Below are 15,794 nucleotides of genomic sequence, written 5' to 3'. Positions count from 1 at the left end.
ATATGCAAATATTTCTATGAAGGCATATCTCTTCATGAGAATTCAATTATACCCACGGTAAGGTAATTATGAAACTTATAGGGAGTTATTTTATGATTCGTGTTAATGCGATTACTATTGCTCTGTCGGTTATGCTGATAACCGCGTGTGGTCGCCCTTCGGTGACGATTAATGAAAGAGAAAGGGAAAATTATGAAAAAAAAATTGCTGGTGAAAAAATAGAGTGTCCCTACGGATTGGATGCTAATGGATCGTGCCTGAAAGAAGGTGATGATGGCATCTGGAATTATTAGAAATTTTGTGTCATTCTCTTATCATTAATTTTATAAAAGTGACAAATGGAGCAAAACTTCACTGCAATCTGATTTTGGAGAAACCCTGGAAGCTTTGAAATGCGGAGTATGATTTGATTGAAAAAGATGGCTTATGCTTGAACAGCATATAAAATCCGGGATTGAACAGAATCGGAAGAACGACTCGACACCAAAGACGTAAAATTGACTTTTAGCGGTTTTCAACTGGGCACACCACGAGGCCGCAGCGATACATTTAAGTCCACCGATTAAAAATCCTGTTTTCAATTTTTTAATATTTACTCTGGTACAAATTTGGCACAATCAATTTCTTAACCAACTTTTTTATTTGAGCTGACTCTAAAACTGAAACCTGTTGATTAACAATTATCGTGGCAAGCTGTTTTTTCAGTGTCTCTTTTGGTGATGGTTGAAACCCCTCGTTAGACGAAACAAAGTTAAGTGGTATGTCCGAAGAACATACGCTAAATCATTATCCAAAAACTGTATTCAGTCGGCTTCGAGTCGACATGACCATAGATTTAAGAGCATAGTTTTGATTTTATAAAGTAATTGATTAAAACCATGAACCCCTCGACTTAAAGTCGAGGGGTTCAGTTTAATGCAAGTAACCGACAACTCGTCGATTTTACGATTAGCCTGTTTCAACCCCCACTCTTCTAATTTGTAGAGCCAAATAGCTTCCATATCACGGCGCGAATACTATCGATTAAAGAGATGAACATTCAGATGCTTGAGAGGTATCGGACAGTTAAATTAAACAAGTCGATACTGTACGATAACTACAAACTGTCAGATTAAGCCCATTCCAGAATCTCCGGCGAATACCTCACTTGTTTCTCATTACTCTATCCTCCCAAGAAATAGAATCTCCTGCAAACCCGGAGCGATTCAGATTGACCTTGAAAGGATCACTGCTTATCTAAAATTAACTTATGAAACAAATTAACAAACATACCGCAGATTCAGTAATGAATGACAGATATAAATCAGAATCCCATGCAAAAGACCAAAGAGACCGAAAATATGATCATGGATTACTATGCCAACTACTACGTGCATGAGTTAAGCCGAATTGGTAGTAGCGGGAGTTGATCGATCTGGGCACGTATTGTTTGGCGCGTGTATTGATCTTAATCCACATCAAATTGAGGCAGCGCTTTTACCGATTCGTCTTTTGATAATCTAAGTCAGGCCGTGTCAGTCAGGACAACCAAACTATTTTGCCCAGTTTGTGTTGACGGGATACAAATGTGAGTAATGGTTCTCAATCAAGAGGACGAAAATCTGCCAAGTTAATATTATGTTTTTTTAGTTTGGTGTAAATTGCACGTGATGAAATTCCCATATTTTCGGAAACTCTTTTTATATTTCCGTGATGTTGCTTCAGAGCTGATTCTAGAAATGATTTTTCAATTTTAGTAAGAGCATGTTCTTTTTCGTCTTTCCATTCACCAATGCTTTTTGTTTCAGTTCGAAGCTCTATATCCAGTTCAGTCATTTCTTTTCCACTAACAAACAAGATGCTACGCTCTAGAATGTTTTCCAACTCACGGACATTGCCTGGCCAATGATAGGCGCGGATTTTCTGCATAACTTCACGGCTTACTGATTTAACCTGTTTGTTATATCGCTTGTTCAATCGCTGAATGATCAATTGCACAAGATAAGGCAAGTCTTCTGATCGCTCGACCAAAGGAGGAATACTTAAACGCACTACATTGATGCGATAGTATAGGTCATTGCGGAACATATCCTGCTTAACAAGACTTTCCAAATTCTGATTTGTTGCTGAGATGATTCTCACATCAACCGCCAAAGTTTGCTTGCCGCCAACCCTCTCCAACTCTGCTTCCTGGATCACACGAAGCAATCTGGTTTGTGCTGCTGGCGACAGCGAATCGACTTCATCCAAAAACAAAGTACCGCCTTCAGATCGTTCAAAATAGCCTTGGTGTACTTCTATGGCTCCTGTGAAAGCGCCTTTTTCATGTCCAAACAAGGTACTTTCAATCAGGCTTTCTGGAATTGCGCCGCAATTAATGGCGATGAATGGTTTATGGGAACGATTGCTCATCGCATGAATGGCACGTGCTATCAGCTCTTTACCTACACCTGTTTGGCCTTGAATCAGAACCGTTGCCAAGGTAGGGGCAATAACCTCGATTGATTGCAGTATTTCCTGCATCATTGGTGATTTTGCGATAATTGCAGGAGGCTGATGTTTTTCTGATATTAGCCTATTTTGTTTCTGCCAAAGCCTTTGCATACTAGTTTCAATTCGGCACTGTAATTCATTTGCATCGTTAATTTCCTTGACTGGTGTTGTATCAGTATATTCCATGCCAGCATGCCCTTTTGCTGCCTGTGGATTGGTGTAAATACATACATCACATCTGCCATCCTGGCGAGCAATACTTTTTTTGATATCAACTTTGGCATAACCAAAGTTTCTGGCTGCGATGCCTCCAAATACGCTGGAAGTCATCCTGCATAATTCAGGAAACTTGGTGACTTGTTCGCCAAAAGGACAGCGAGAGTTGGTAACTGTAATACAGTCCTGATCACTGGAGACTAGTGAGAATTTCCCACCGATATTGTTTTTGATACCAAGTATCAGTTCGGTATAGCTCTCATTATCGAACTGTTCACTTTTATGAGTATTTTCTCGATAAGTTTCTTCAAAAAAGCATCCTACCGTTTGGGCTATATGCTCAATCAACTGTTCACAATGCTTTTGTCCCTGTTGTTCGCTGGCATGTATCAGTTCAAGAATGAAAGTTTGCAAAAAAAATATCGGCGTTAACTCAGAAAGAGGATTGTTGTTCATAGATTATGGATCATGCGTGAAGTTCATCTTCACTAATTGAAGCATAAGTTCACTAATAGAGCAACAAATAAAATCTAACTTATTGTAATTAAGAATAAATATTATTTTTAGCTCAGTGGCACGTTATTTGCATGTAATTTTATAGCATCTGAAAATAACTAGATGCATGGGTTAAATACTCTTAGAAATGAGCTATGATTATTTCTGGTGTATGACAAGGGAGGAGAAAGCGGTGTAACCTGTTGGTATAGATCTCGGCAGATCAACCAATAAAAAGAGGAAAACACCGCATGACAGATAATAATGTTTTTAAGCTGAATAAACCAGAACAAAATGATCCGTTACATGAAGTACTCCGGGAAGGCGCACGTAAAATGTTGGCGGCGGCGATAGAATCAGAGGTGGCAAGTTTTGTTGAGAGATATGGCGGTATAAAAACCGATGAGGGCCAAAAGGCGGTTGTCAGAAATGGCTATCTGCCTGAACGTACCATTCAAACGGGGCTTGGAGATATTGAAATCAAGGTACCGAAAGTACGAGACCGTTCCGGCACCGGCATCAAATTTAACAGCAGTCTGATACCTCCCTATTTGAAGCGTACTAAAAACATTGAAGAATTCTTACCCTGGTTATATCTGAGGGGTGTTTCTACGGGAGATTTTACTGAGACGCTAAAACACCTGCTGGGGCCGGATGCGCCGGGAATGTCGTCTGCGACGATTGGTCGTTTAAAGCAGAACTGGGAACAGGATTATCAAAACTGGACGCGCCGCGACCTGAGTGGCAAGCGGTATGTTTATGTCTGGGCTGATGGCATCTACAGCACGGTAAGAATGGATGACCGGTTATGTCTTCTGGTGATTATCGGCTCTGATGAAACGGGGCGTAAAGAATTGCTGGCATTGTCTGATGGTTATCGTGAGTCTGAAGCGAGTTGGACGGAAGTATTAATGGACCTGAAACAGCGTGGCCTTGAAAAAGCGCCCAGACTGGCTGTCGGTGACGGTGCACTGGGATTCTGGAAAGCTGTTGCCAAATGTTGGCCAGATACCGATCAGCAGCGTTGCTGGGTACATAAAACTGCCAATGTGCTGGAAAAACTGCCCAAGGCCATGCAACCCAAGGTTAAGGAAGCACTGCACAATATCTGGCAGGCAGAAACACGGGAAAAAGCGTATGCAGCATTTGATAACTGTATTGAGTGTTTCAGCCCGAAATATCCAAAAGCGATGCAGTGCCTGGAAAAGGATAAAGACTCCATGCTGGCCTTCTATGATTACCCTGCAGAAAACTGGCAACACATTAGAACAACCAACCCGGTCGAGTCTGTCTTTGCAACGGTTCGGCTGAGAACAGCCAAAACTAAAAACTGTGGAAGTCGGACGACAACTTTAACGATGGCGTTCAAACTGATGGAAGTAGCACAGAAAAAATGGTTCCGGCTGAGGGGTTATAAATTGTTAGCGGATGTCATCAAAGGTGCAAAATTCGTTGACGGCGTTAAACAAAATGGGGATCAAAAACAGCAGGCCACTTGATTCTCCATACACCAGATTTGACTATAGCTCCTTAGAAATCCCTCTAGGTTCTACTGTGAAACTAGATCGTTTTAGGAAGATTTAAATTGCAATCTATTAATGAGGAGACTCAAAATTGAAAACTCTCAAAGAAGAATTGGATACACGCTTAGCTGCATATGATCACTGGGCACAACGTCGTCGTCATGGGCCGGCCGGGCATAATAACCGGAAGTTGTGGGTGCTTGCGTGCATGGACGAACGCTTACCAATAGATGAAGCGCTCGGTATCCATGTCGATACCCCAGCAGGTCATGGCGATGCGCACTGCTTCCGTAATGCCGGAGGAATTGTCACCGACGATGCAATTCGCTCTGCGATGCTAACTTGTAATTTTTTTGGCACTAAGGAAATTGTCATTGTGCAGCATACTCAATGCGGCATGTTATCTGCAAATGCGACTGATCTGGAAAAGGTTTTCCGAGATAAAGGAATCGATCCGGATAATATCGTATTGGATCCTACGCTGCCAGAGCAGAAGCTGGAGAAGGGAGCTTTTGCCAAGTGGATCGGAATGATGGACGACGTGGATGAAACCTGCATGAAAACCATCGAAGCATTTAAAAATCATCCTCTCATTCCCAAGGATGTAATCATTAGCGGTTGGGTCTGGGAAGTTGAGACACGCCGGTTGAGAGCCCCAACGCGAGATGCCGATAAACGGGCCAGGACTGATGTTACTTCAGCGCAATTCGGTGTCAAAGGCCAACAGCCACCTCGTTGGAGCTAAGTTCAAGACAAAAAACTTAATAGTGTGACCACTTAGCATAACAAGTGGTCACACTTTAACGTTTCTGAGAAATCTCATTAATGTAAAAAATAAGGATGCCAAATGCCAACTTATGACTACTTGTGTATACAATGCAAACGCAAATTTGAAGCGCGCCATTCGATCAATGCACCCAAACCGTATTGTCCGGCATGTGGGAGCGCGGCAGAAAAAGTGATTCTTTCTGCTCCTGCGATGCATGGCAACATGACCCGTGGCCGTGATCTGGCAGTACGCTCGTTGCAACCAAAAACTGATCAGACAAGTCATGCACACGCACCTGGGTGCGAATGTCGACATCATTAACATTTTTAGATATCGGCCTTCATTGTATGCAATCGTCCCGATCTTGAAGAAGGCGGCACTTACCCAACCAGTTTGGAATTGGAAAATGCAACGCACATTCTTATTATTAATTTTATTTATTTACCCATTGGGATGGGCTCTCTTTCCATCAAAAAAATTAAGTCATTCTATGAGCAAAAAAACATCCTAAGACGAGAGAAGATTAGTCACAACAGCTTTTGGTTGGACCGGTGACGCAGCATGAATCGGCTTGACTGCCAGCCTCTTATATCGCAGATCCAGTATCATCAAAATTTAATAATCCAATCTTGTCAATTCACTACTTCTAGTATACTATGCTTCAAAAAAGAGAATGATTGGTCTACTTATTTCAAAGTGAACAACAGAAATAGTATCGAACGATCAAAATGTTCGATAAGAATGCAAGGAGCTTATTTCTTTAACTTGTTTGTCAAGGAGGTCCGATGATGGTTGACTTAAATATCAAAAATATCGTCAATGGAATTAATCTTGAGCAATCTCAAATCATATACGATCAAATTAAAATGGGAGGAGGCAATGACATTGCCAAACCTTACTGCCGGGCAACAATTGTTTGGGATAACGGTTACCACACTACCACGTGCGTAAATGGCAGTCAGATGATCATCGGCGATGAACCGGTCCGCTACGGTGGAGAGGGCATGGGTGTTACACCGCAGGATCTTCTACTTACCGCGGTTGGCCATTGTCTCACTGCCACTTACATCGGCGGATTATCTGCTGCCCGAGTCAATGTGGAATCACTCCGGTTGCATGTCTCAGGGCGGGTGAATTTCCGAGCGGCTTATGCGATAGAGTCTGGTAATCCTGGATTTGAAGAAATAAAAATTGTCGTGGAGATACAAACTGATGCACCACAGGAAGAAGTAACCACGCTTTTGAAGAAACTACAGCTAACGGCCCCTATACCAGACACCATCCTACGTCCGGTTCCGGTTCATGTCGAAATTCATCACCATTCGGAGTCAGCGATTTAATCTTCATAACAGGGAATCTATTATTAATTAGGGCAATCCTTCAGAACATATAAATCAATTAGTGCCCCTGATCGAAGATGTGAAAGGAAAAAATGAAAATCAGCAATGCTTATGATGTGACAGTAATCGGTGCAGGTCCGGCAGGATTATCGGCGGCATATGAATTGACAAAAGTGGGGCTAACGCCCTTGGTATTGGAACGCACTCCCGCTGTAGGTGATGTCTGGCGCAATCATTATGATGGTCTGCGCCTCAACACGGGCCGTTTCTTTTCGGGATTACCTGGCAGTAAATTTCCGCGGTCTGCCGGAGCATGGCCTACGCGCGAAGAGGTCGTGCATCTACTCGAAACTTTTCCTGCCCGAGGTGGTTTTACCGTACAGACTGGAATTAAAATCGATAGAGTCGACTATGATCGTAGCCATGATATCTGGCTGGTCACCAGCGATGATAATCGGCAATTTGAGTCACGTGCAATTGTTATGGCGATTGGCACTTGTCGCATTCCGGTGATTCCCGAATGGATAGGGAAAGAAACCTTTCCAGGAAAAATCATTCATTCTTCAAAATTCAAACGGGCGCAGGACTATGCAGGAAAGCGTGTGCTAGTAATCGGTAGCGGCAATTCCGCGGCTGAAATTGCCAGTAGGCTGACTGAACACGCAAGTTCGGTAACAATGTCTGTTAGAACAGCTCCATACCTTCTACCCAAAAGTATTTGTGGTATTCCGATCGTAGGGATAGGAATATGGTTAAGATATTTACCGGATAGACTGGTAGACACTTTGTTGAATTTCCTGCAACGCTGGATGGTAGGTGATTTGACACCGTATGGCTTACCCTATCCGGTCATGTCCCTTACTAAGCAATACGCTATAAATAACGTAGTACCGATTTTATACGGGCCTTTCGCAGATGATATCCGTGCTGGCCGGATCAAAATTGTCGGATCGATACAGAAAATTTCAGGGCGAACAGTACATGTTCTGAACACCGTTAGAGCAGCACGGAACAATGATAATACCATGACGACGCTGGAGCCAGATGTGATTGTTGCTGGAACCGGTTTTCATACCGGAATCCGTGAACTTGTTCAGATACATGGAATTGTTGACGAGAGGGGCAGGTCCAAAATTTCCGGTGATCAGGAATTTAAAGAAGCGCCTCGCCTTTATTTTATAGGTCAAATCAACCCTCTTAGTGGGCAATTGCGGGAAATTCGTATCGAAGCTGGCAGAATTGCCAGAAAGATCAGGAGGCAACTAGGAGTGAAGTAGGGTGACAATTGGATTTGAAGTGAATCACTTACTTCAATGGTTAAGAATTCATGGTTCTATTAGTTTGGAAACCAATATTATTATGCTCGATTAGCTTAAAAATGGTGTCTGAAAAGATTTCTGTAGAGGAAAAAATACTGCTGACGGCGCGCCGTTTGTTTTGCCGCATGGGCATTCATGCCACGGGGATTGCCAAAATCATCGAAGAATCAGGAGTTTCCCGGCGTAGCCTCTATACCCACTACGGTTCGAAGGAAAATTTGCTAAAGGCCGTATTTGAGGCGGAAGCAGAGATATGGTTCCGCTGGTTCGATTCTGAGCTTCCAGCAATGAAGTGTTCTTCGGTCGACCGTATTCTGGCACTGTTCGACTTGATGCGAGACTGGTTCGACAGTGAAGATTTCTATGGTTGTGTATTTATCAATGCTGTGGCTGAACATGAAAAGAGCAATGGCTGGGTACAAGAAGTTGCCAATAGCTATAGGGAGAAAATCAGCGCCAGATTTCAGACAATGGTTGCGGAATGTGGTGTGGAGGATCCGCAGACGGTAACGGAAAAGCTAAATCTGCTGATCGATGGCGCCATCGTGACGGCGATGGTTACCGGAAATAGCGACATTGCGCGCATAGGCCGCATGGCTGCAGAGGATATTCTGAACAATACAAAATGAATCTGTATTTTTATAGCAAAAATACAGAAGTGAAGGCAAACAAGATTGACAAGGTATGTCGACCTTATGATTATTTGGAATAATTCAAGGGAGTAAAAATGACCAAAATCTGGCAGAATTTCTCGGTACATAGACAACGCCTCTTAATTATTATGGTAATGTTAATGAGTATCGTTGTAATTGGTATGCAGTTTCACGTAAGTTCCCAAGGGGATATGTCAGAAACTTATCCCAAGGGTTTTCGTGGTGGTACCTGTACGATCGCATCCGATACATTGTTGATCGGCTATTCAGCTTATTTTATTCCCCATGATTACGAGATACCGACTGATGCGCTGAGCGCGATGTCCGTTCCCGTTCTGTGTGGCAAGGTGCCAAGTCCGGGCCTGCTTAGTATTACAATAGATCTGCTGCATCCCATATCTATGCGCGAACAACATGTAGCACTCAGCCTGTTTAAGGAAACCGATGGAGTGTCAGAGCAGGAACTGCTGTCGATTCCCGCCCAAAATTATCAATCCGGCATTATTTATCAGGACATCCACATCAATGAACTAGGGGAATATTTCATACGTCTCACAGGGGTAGACGAACACCGAACTGATTTCATGCTGGAAATCCCGATTACGGTCGGCACGAAATGGTATGAGCCTTTCGTTCAGTTCTGGCCTTTGCTTTTGCTGGGCGCAGTAGCGGCATTTTTCTATAACCTCAGACGAATACTCGATTAATTTTTCTAGTAATAACATATCGCGCTATTTAGATATTGATAATTGAACCCAGATAGATAATCAAATCTGGTTTTTATCTTTGTAATTAAAATTTACTGGAGAATTCAATGGCTGGCTATGTTGGTGATGTCGCAATTCCTTATGATCAAAATATTGGTCCAGTTTTGTTCGAACACTATGGATATGAAATTGCACGGCGTACCGCAGAAAGAGCACTCCGAGATGTACTCGAAGTTGCTGCTGGTACGGGTATAGTGACTCGTAAATTACGTAATGTCCTCGCCCAGGACACACAATTGACTGCAATCGATATTAGTGAATCCATGTTGGATGTTGCTCGGAAAAAATTCCATCCTCATGAGCAGGTAACATTTCAAAACGCTGACGCTACTGAGCTACCATTTAAAGATGAAATGTTCGATGCAATCGTCTGTCAGTTTGGGGTGATGTTCTTTGATAAAGCATCAGCTTTTCGTGAAACGTATCGAACGTTAAGACATGGGGGACGCTACCTGTTTAATGTCTGGGATTCGGAACATTATAATCCATTTGCCAGTTTAAGTTTTGAAGTTCTCAAACAATTCTTTCCGTCGGACACGCCCAAATTCCTGTTTGATCCCGTGTCCTGTCATGAAATCGACCCTATCAAAGAGATGCTCATTCGTTCAGGCTTTGAACGTATAGTGATTTCCATTCAGCAACGAGAACACGAAATTCCGGACGTTTTGGCCTTCGCGCGTGGATTGATATTCAGTCCTGTCATCTTTGAAATAAGAGAGCGTGGCGGCACTGATCCTGAGAAGATAGTCGAAACATTTGCAGAAGCCTTAATAAAAAAATATGGATCAAACCCTACTCGCTATCCGATGCAAGCAATATTATTTGAAGCGGAAAAAACATAGGAAAAATATTCTCGAGAACATTAATTTGATTATGGCGATATGTTATGACGGTATGAATCCATAATGTACTCGTGTCTACTTTAAACTGCGCTTGAAACTGCACTGTTGCATTAAATATCGTAAGAATAGTCAATGCATCACGAATTTCAATTGCAAATCAAGCAATATGATTAACGTCGTCAGAAGTAATGGTAAGTAAACTGTATTTATCAAAAAAGGAAAATTGATATGAAAGATAAACTTATTTTTTTGGAAATAAGCTTTGTTGCACTAGTAGCTATTCTGATCAATAACGTCTCTTACGCAATGCCGGGTATGCACGGATCAAGCGCTGGAGCAGTTACAGAGGCGCCGCGTGTCACACAAAGTATGGGAGAACCGATTAACTCGCCCGGCGCAGAACTCGAAATCACCTACAGTTCGGACGGTAAGACAGCCATTTTTGTATCTACCCGGGAAGGCAGTATCGAGTCGCCCGGCAATCCTTATAACTTTGATATCTGGATGTCCCACTATGAAAACGATACCTGGCAACCACCAATTCATCTGGGGCCGGGCATTGATCCGACTGTAGGACCGAACATCAATACTTCTGCCTGGGAATTGGAACCGAGTTTTTCGGATGACGGCAATGTTATTTATTTCACGCGATATGAACCAGGTAATATTCTGTCAGGCGATCTCTACGTGGTTCAGAAAGTCGATGGTATCTGGCAGTCCGCTAAAAACTGGAATGATGTGCCGGAACTACCAAACATCAACACGTCGACCGGGGAAGAGCATTGTCCGATAATTGTCTCCGACAGTTTGATTTACTTTAATTATAATCAACCGGGTGTAACGGAGGACAGCGATATCTGGAAAGTTGAAAAAAAAGATGGTGTATGGCAAAAGCCCGTAAGTTTAGGCACGAAAATCAACTCCCCTCAACGGGATCATATGCACTGGACCGGATTATCGAAGGATGGCAAGAGTTTGGTCATTACCAGTATGCGGACTGATCTAGGTTCCCGAGGCGGACATGATATGTGGATTTCGCATCAAGATGAAAATGGCGAATGGCAGGAACCGACAAACCTTGGCGACACCATCAATACAGGTGGCGAGGATATGTGTTGGACATTTACTCCGGATGGCAAGAAATTTACCGGCAGTTGGGGTCCGTACGGTACTTACGATATGGATATTCGCTGGATTTACAAGGACGATGTTCCGCTATTAAGAAACTTTGAGCCGATCGGCCCACCGCCAAATTTGCTACTTAACAGCAAGACAGTAACGCCCGTAGACTGATATCGTTATCCAATACCGAGTTTAAAATATCATCAAAAGCCTTCAGATTGGGGGCTTTTTTTGTTTCACGCTGAATCTGATTTGGGACTTTTTTAGCTACGACTGGGCACGATGCATATGTTTATGCATTCATTTTGGATAGGCAAATATATGCTATGCGTTGACACTTACTGAGTAATTTAGCACCATTAGCAATTGTTATTCTGCCTTCAACAATTTTAGCAATTATTTCAACGGTGAGTTGAGCTTTAGAATCCATCACAATCATCCTCAACATGCCTCCAGTATTCAAAAAAAGAACACTAACAAACATGTAAAAAAGAGACCGACAGTTTCCCTTGGTAATTAGCGATTACGACAGAATCGCTTGGTAATTAAGATACGAAAAAGTCGCTTGGTGTTAACAGCTATGTGTTTTCTATGTAAAGAAGTGATCGGACATCATGAAGTATTTTAGTTTAGACTTGATCTGACACTTGACTTGCAAGAACGAGAGTTACTAGTTCTGATCACTGCTGTCCCGCTAACTGACAAATGAGGAGGCCCGATTCGGCCAAAATTGTTACAATAGGATTTACGATAACTTATTGAATAAGATTGGAGAATCAGGCCGTGGCACATTGTAATACAATCCTCTCCCAAATTCTAAAATTTGTTTCGAGACATGAATTTGAGTCTTTGGCAAACCACCATCATGCGGGGCGATCTTTTCGTACCGCTACCCGTTGGTCCCAGTTTGTAGTCATGGTGATGGCACAGTTATCTGTGCCGTATCAGTTTGCGTGATATCGTAGGGAACGTGAATGCGCAGGCACACCGTCTGTATCATCTTGGCAGCGCAAAGCTAACACGCTCGAACCTTGCGCGCATGAATGAAAACAAGCCCTATAGCTTGCATGAAGCGTTGTTTGGAAAGTTGTTGCGCCATTGTCAACATCTGACGCCTGGCCACAAGTTCTGTTTCAAGAACGCCCTTTACTCGTTGGATGCCTCTACGATTGATCTGTGCCTGTCTGCTTTTCCTTGGACTGATTTTCGAACTACGAAAGGGGCTATCAAATTGCATGTCGGCCTCAATCACAGCGGTTATTTGCCTGAATTTGCCGTAAACACGGATGGAAAAGCAACTGATATTGAAGTTGGACGCACACTGGCATTTCCAACTGGCAGTATCATGGCAATGGATAGAGGCTACATGGATTACGCTTGGTTTAACCAGTTGACAAACAAAGGCATATATTTTGTTACCCGCCTTAAATCAAATGCCTGCTATAAAGTGATTGAGTACCAAGCTGTACAGAAAAACAAAGGAATAATCAGCGATCAGACGATAATGTTTACCGCTAATAATGCCGTGAAAAAATGTCCGATTCCATTACGCCGCATCGTCTATCGAGATATCGATACCGGCAAGCAATATATTTTTCTGACGAATCATTTCAAACTGGCGGCCAAAACCATTGCCGATGTCTATAAGGCGAGCTGGCAGGTGGAGCTTTTCTTCAAATGGATCAAACAGAACCTTAAAATCAAATCGTTTGTAGGAACCAGCAAAAATGCAGTTATGACTCAAATCTGGATCGCATTATGTGTCTATTTACTGATCGCGTTTATCAAATTTCAGTCAAAAATTCATATCAGTATGCAACAAATACTACGATTATTGCAGCTCAATCTTTTTGAAAAGCGCGATCTCATGGCACTGCTGCGAGGCGACCTTCCTATTGATCGTTACCCACTAGATAATCAACCAACATTGTTTTGAAAGCAAAAGTTAACGGGACAGCAGTGAGTTCCGATAGAATCGCACACTCTTATTAAAATCTATGACTACTTCTCGCCCAATCTGCGGAACAGTGTAGTGTGAGTGTTATCGATCTCTACCATAATAAGGTATTTCTCAGAATGAAAAACGTAAGAGCCTCACTTGAAGAGCACCAAGTTTTGATTTATTTCCTGGCCATTGCGAGTGGCGCACTACTAGGTATAATAGTTTCCGGCTCGGCATCTATCGAAACAGCAATCAATCCCGCTTTGGCCGTGATGCTATTTGCGACCTTCCTGCAAACACCGCTCGCTGAGATTGGAGTCGCGTTGCGCAACGTGCGGTTCATTGGAGCGCTAGTCGTGACCAATTTCGTCGCCATACCTGTGGTTGTTGCCGGATTGGTGCAATTACTTCCAAACGATCCAATGCTTCACTTAGCGGTTCTGTTCGTCCTTCTAACACCTTGCATCGACTACGTGATCACATTTACTCATCTCGGTCGAGGGAACGCACGCCTACTTTTGGCGATGACGCCGATTCTCCTTGTATTTCAGATATTATTGTTGCCCGTCTACCTGCAATTGATATTGAGTGGTGATGTATCGCAACTCGTCGACCCCGACCCTTTCCTTCATGCCTTCTGTTGGTTGATCGTCGCACCACTGATTCTGGCTGGAGTGATTCAAACATTCTTTCGACCACGGCATGCGCTCTGCTATTATGTCAACATCCTCCCGGTTCCTGCAACCGCACTTGTGCTCTTTGTTGTCCTGGCTTCTGTTACGCCACAGATCGGATTAGCACAAAGCTCCGCTTTGCGCGCTGTACCAATCTATCTGTCTTTTGCCATCGTAGCTCCTGTGATGGGGTATTTGATTGCGCGTGGATTTCGGCTTGAGTCGACGTCCGTGTGTGCCGTGTCATTTTCCTCTTCGTATCGGAACTCTCTCGTCATCTTGCCACTTGCCTTCGCTATACCTGGCGGCGTACCGATACTTCCAGCGGTCATCTTGATGCAAACGATCATCGAGCTTTGTTTTCTGCCTATATACGTTCGATGGATTCCGCGGATGGCTCTGGTTCAGACAGGTGGCTCGACAGGCATAGGTAACTAAGAATGAAACTCCGTCATCTGCACTATTTTCAGGCAATTTAGAGGAGTTTTACTTGATTTTCCAACCTGAAATTGCAGGTTTCTGGTAATGCGCGAATAACCACTGCATTGTTGGCTCGCATTACACATCAACATGATATCTTGAAAACTGGTAAAGATTCCTACCGTTTTAAATATCGGAAATAATGTATAAAAAACCAATTAAATCAGATGGGCAGTTTTTAATGCTAATTTACAGATGTAAATCGCTCATCCTTACGGAATGCGACGGTGTTCCCCGAGGAGTGATTATGCAGTAGCCATCGGCCTGTATTCTTTTAAATCGGGTATTATTAACCCAATCGCCCAGATGATAATCTGCACTGTTAATTTTTTCCAGATACACCTTCCTGGCAATCATGAACTGATGGCCGTGTGGTGGATGATGCGGTTTCTGCGTGTATAAAATATGCGTAGTGTTTCAAAGCGCGGATCGCGAAGAATCTGCGCCATTACGGCAAGTTCATGGGCGGATTTGATTTGCCGGTTTAAGAGCGTGATTCCACCTTGTTCTTTGAAGTCTTTCGGGAAATTACAACCCAGTATCGCGCCACCTGCCCATCGAGCTTGAGATTCGAGCAGTTCGATATAGGCATTTTTGCCAGTTTCTTTTTGTGCTTCGCTGGTATCGGGACGAGTTTCAATGTTGTCATAGGGATCACCTGTATTGGATCTGGTTTGATTTACCGGAATAGCTTGTTGATTGGCACGCATGATTAATCCTCCTGTCAGTATTAAACCAAGGCCCGTTTCTGGGTTTTTGCTTTTGTTTCGGTTTGTTGCTGGTTTTGGGTTTTTACATGCTGAAGCTGAGACTGGTGTTTTTGAATCGTATGTTTCGGAATCGCTTTCTCAATTCCAGCATCTACCTGTCGTTTGACGGCTTCTACTCCCAGTGTGCTCTTGTTGGCCAGATCGTTAAAATCACTGAGTTTCTGCGATGATTGCTCATTGAGTGCGAAGACCGGAAACACGGCAACGCCGTTGACTGATTGTGCAGCTTCCAGCGCTTTTTCCCGCCCGATGTTTTTACCGTTGAGTGCCACCAGGTGCTGATCGTCATCACCGGCAATAACAATGGGTTTGTTGGGATACTTGTCGCGCAACAGTTTTGCAACCGATATGAGATTGCCTGAATCGAATGCTGCCACAACCGGACAATTCATGGCCTGTGATACGGTATC

The 15,794-nt window shown here is 43.2% G+C and carries 14 protein-coding genes and 2 pseudogenes; 13 read left to right on the top strand and 3 right to left on the bottom strand.

The genetic code is table 11. The annotated features are described in order from the left end of the window. Positions 1–92: 92 nt before the first annotated feature. Positions 93–293 carry a hypothetical protein gene (locus MRK00_00080; GenBank protein MDR4515792.1) on the top strand — a complete coding sequence of 67 codons (201 nt, stop codon included), beginning with the start codon at positions 93–95 and terminating at the stop codon, positions 291–293. A gap of 1,288 nt (positions 294–1,581) precedes the next feature. On the opposite strand, the gene MRK00_00075 is transcribed toward MRK00_00080, so the two are convergent. Beyond that, positions 1,582–3,144 carry a sigma 54-interacting transcriptional regulator gene (locus MRK00_00075; GenBank protein ID MDR4515791.1) on the bottom strand — a complete coding sequence of 521 codons (1,563 nt, stop codon included), beginning with the start codon at positions 3,142–3,144 and terminating at the stop codon, positions 1,582–1,584. Positions 3,145–3,434: 290 nt separating this feature from the next. Between MRK00_00075 and MRK00_00070 the strand changes: the two genes are divergently transcribed. The 12 genes and pseudogenes from MRK00_00070 to MRK00_00015 all read left to right on the top strand — a co-directional run bounded on the left by MRK00_00070 (position 3,435) and on the right by MRK00_00015 (position 14,757). Beyond that, complete coding sequence (locus MRK00_00070) at positions 3,435–4,682, top strand: IS256 family transposase (protein ID MDR4515790.1); 1,248 nt, start codon at positions 3,435–3,437, stop codon at positions 4,680–4,682. 115 nt (positions 4,683–4,797) lie between these two features. Further along, positions 4,798–5,451 carry a carbonic anhydrase gene (locus MRK00_00065; GenBank protein ID MDR4515789.1) on the top strand — a complete coding sequence of 218 codons (654 nt, stop codon included), beginning with the start codon at positions 4,798–4,800 and terminating at the stop codon, positions 5,449–5,451. Positions 5,452–5,553: 102 nt separating this feature from the next. Beyond that, positions 5,554–5,796, top strand: a complete 243-nt coding sequence (locus MRK00_00060; GenBank protein MDR4515788.1) for a zinc ribbon domain-containing protein — start codon at positions 5,554–5,556, stop codon at positions 5,794–5,796. Positions 5,797–6,260: 464 nt separating this feature from the next. Further along, positions 6,261–6,815 (top strand): OsmC family protein, encoded by a 555-nt coding sequence (locus MRK00_00055; GenBank protein MDR4515787.1) that lies wholly within the window; start codon positions 6,261–6,263, stop codon positions 6,813–6,815. Between the two features lie 92 nt (positions 6,816–6,907). Continuing rightward, complete coding sequence (locus MRK00_00050; protein MDR4515786.1) at positions 6,908–8,092, top strand: NAD(P)/FAD-dependent oxidoreductase; 1,185 nt, start codon at positions 6,908–6,910, stop codon at positions 8,090–8,092. A gap of 104 nt (positions 8,093–8,196) precedes the next feature. Beyond that, positions 8,197–8,763, top strand: coding sequence for a TetR/AcrR family transcriptional regulator (locus MRK00_00045; GenBank protein ID MDR4515785.1), 567 nt, complete (start codon positions 8,197–8,199; stop codon positions 8,761–8,763). A 215-nt stretch (positions 8,764–8,978) separates the two neighbouring features. Next, positions 8,979–9,494, top strand: a complete 516-nt coding sequence (locus MRK00_00040) for a hypothetical protein (GenBank protein MDR4515784.1) — start codon at positions 8,979–8,981, stop codon at positions 9,492–9,494. A gap of 107 nt (positions 9,495–9,601) precedes the next feature. Further along, positions 9,602–10,396, top strand: a complete 795-nt coding sequence (locus MRK00_00035) for a methyltransferase domain-containing protein (GenBank protein ID MDR4515783.1) — start codon at positions 9,602–9,604, stop codon at positions 10,394–10,396. Between the two features lie 228 nt (positions 10,397–10,624). Then, positions 10,625–11,689, top strand: coding sequence for a hypothetical protein (locus tag MRK00_00030; protein MDR4515782.1), 1,065 nt, complete (start codon positions 10,625–10,627; stop codon positions 11,687–11,689). A 612-nt stretch (positions 11,690–12,301) separates the two neighbouring features. Continuing rightward, positions 12,302–13,454 (top strand): annotated as a pseudogene (locus MRK00_00025) (IS4 family transposase). Between the two features lie 98 nt (positions 13,455–13,552). After that, a complete protein-coding gene (locus MRK00_00020; protein ID MDR4515781.1) occupies positions 13,553–14,572 on the top strand; it encodes an arsenic resistance protein in 1,020 nt (339 codons plus the stop codon). Positions 14,573–14,649: 77 nt separating this feature from the next. After that, positions 14,650–14,757 (top strand): annotated as a pseudogene (locus tag MRK00_00015) (ATP-binding protein). A 210-nt stretch (positions 14,758–14,967) separates the two neighbouring features. On the opposite strand, the gene MRK00_00010 reads toward MRK00_00015, so the two are convergent. Together MRK00_00010 and MRK00_00005 are read right to left on the bottom strand one after the other, a co-directional pair. After that, positions 14,968–15,324: a hypothetical protein gene (locus MRK00_00010; protein ID MDR4515780.1), complete on the bottom strand. Its 357-nt coding sequence runs from the start codon at positions 15,322–15,324 to the stop codon at positions 14,968–14,970. 20 nt (positions 15,325–15,344) lie between these two features. Further along, a partial coding sequence (locus MRK00_00005; protein ID MDR4515779.1) for a hypothetical protein occupies positions 15,345–15,794 on the bottom strand: 450 nt, incomplete at its 5' end.

It is taken from the genome of Nitrosomonas sp. (assembly GCA_031316255.1).
Taxonomy (GTDB): domain Bacteria; phylum Pseudomonadota; class Gammaproteobacteria; order Burkholderiales; family Nitrosomonadaceae; genus Nitrosomonas.
Note: the sequence above shows the minus strand (reverse complement) of the source record. Positions and strands in the feature narration are given on the sequence as shown.

Excerpts from the sequence above, each read along its gene's own strand:
- MRK00_00050 (MDR4515786.1), top strand. The coding sequence starts at position 6,908 with ATGAAAATCAGCAATGCTTATGATGTGACAGTAATCGGTGCAGGTCCG.
- MRK00_00035 (MDR4515783.1), top strand. The coding sequence starts at position 9,602 with ATGGCTGGCTATGTTGGTGATGTCGCAATTCCTTATGATCAAAATATT.
- MRK00_00010 (MDR4515780.1), bottom strand. The coding sequence starts at position 15,324 with ATGCGTGCCAATCAACAAGCTATTCCGGTAAATCAAACCAGATCCAAT.
- MRK00_00055 (MDR4515787.1), top strand. The coding sequence starts at position 6,261 with ATGATGGTTGACTTAAATATCAAAAATATCGTCAATGGAATTAATCTT.
- MRK00_00060 (MDR4515788.1), top strand. The coding sequence starts at position 5,554 with ATGCCAACTTATGACTACTTGTGTATACAATGCAAACGCAAATTTGAA.
- MRK00_00030 (MDR4515782.1), top strand. The coding sequence starts at position 10,625 with ATGAAAGATAAACTTATTTTTTTGGAAATAAGCTTTGTTGCACTAGTA.
- MRK00_00070 (MDR4515790.1), top strand. The coding sequence starts at position 3,435 with ATGACAGATAATAATGTTTTTAAGCTGAATAAACCAGAACAAAATGAT.
- MRK00_00075 (MDR4515791.1), bottom strand. The coding sequence starts at position 3,144 with ATGAACAACAATCCTCTTTCTGAGTTAACGCCGATATTTTTTTTGCAA.
- MRK00_00080 (MDR4515792.1), top strand. The coding sequence starts at position 93 with ATGATTCGTGTTAATGCGATTACTATTGCTCTGTCGGTTATGCTGATA.
- MRK00_00040 (MDR4515784.1), top strand. The coding sequence starts at position 8,979 with ATGTCAGAAACTTATCCCAAGGGTTTTCGTGGTGGTACCTGTACGATC.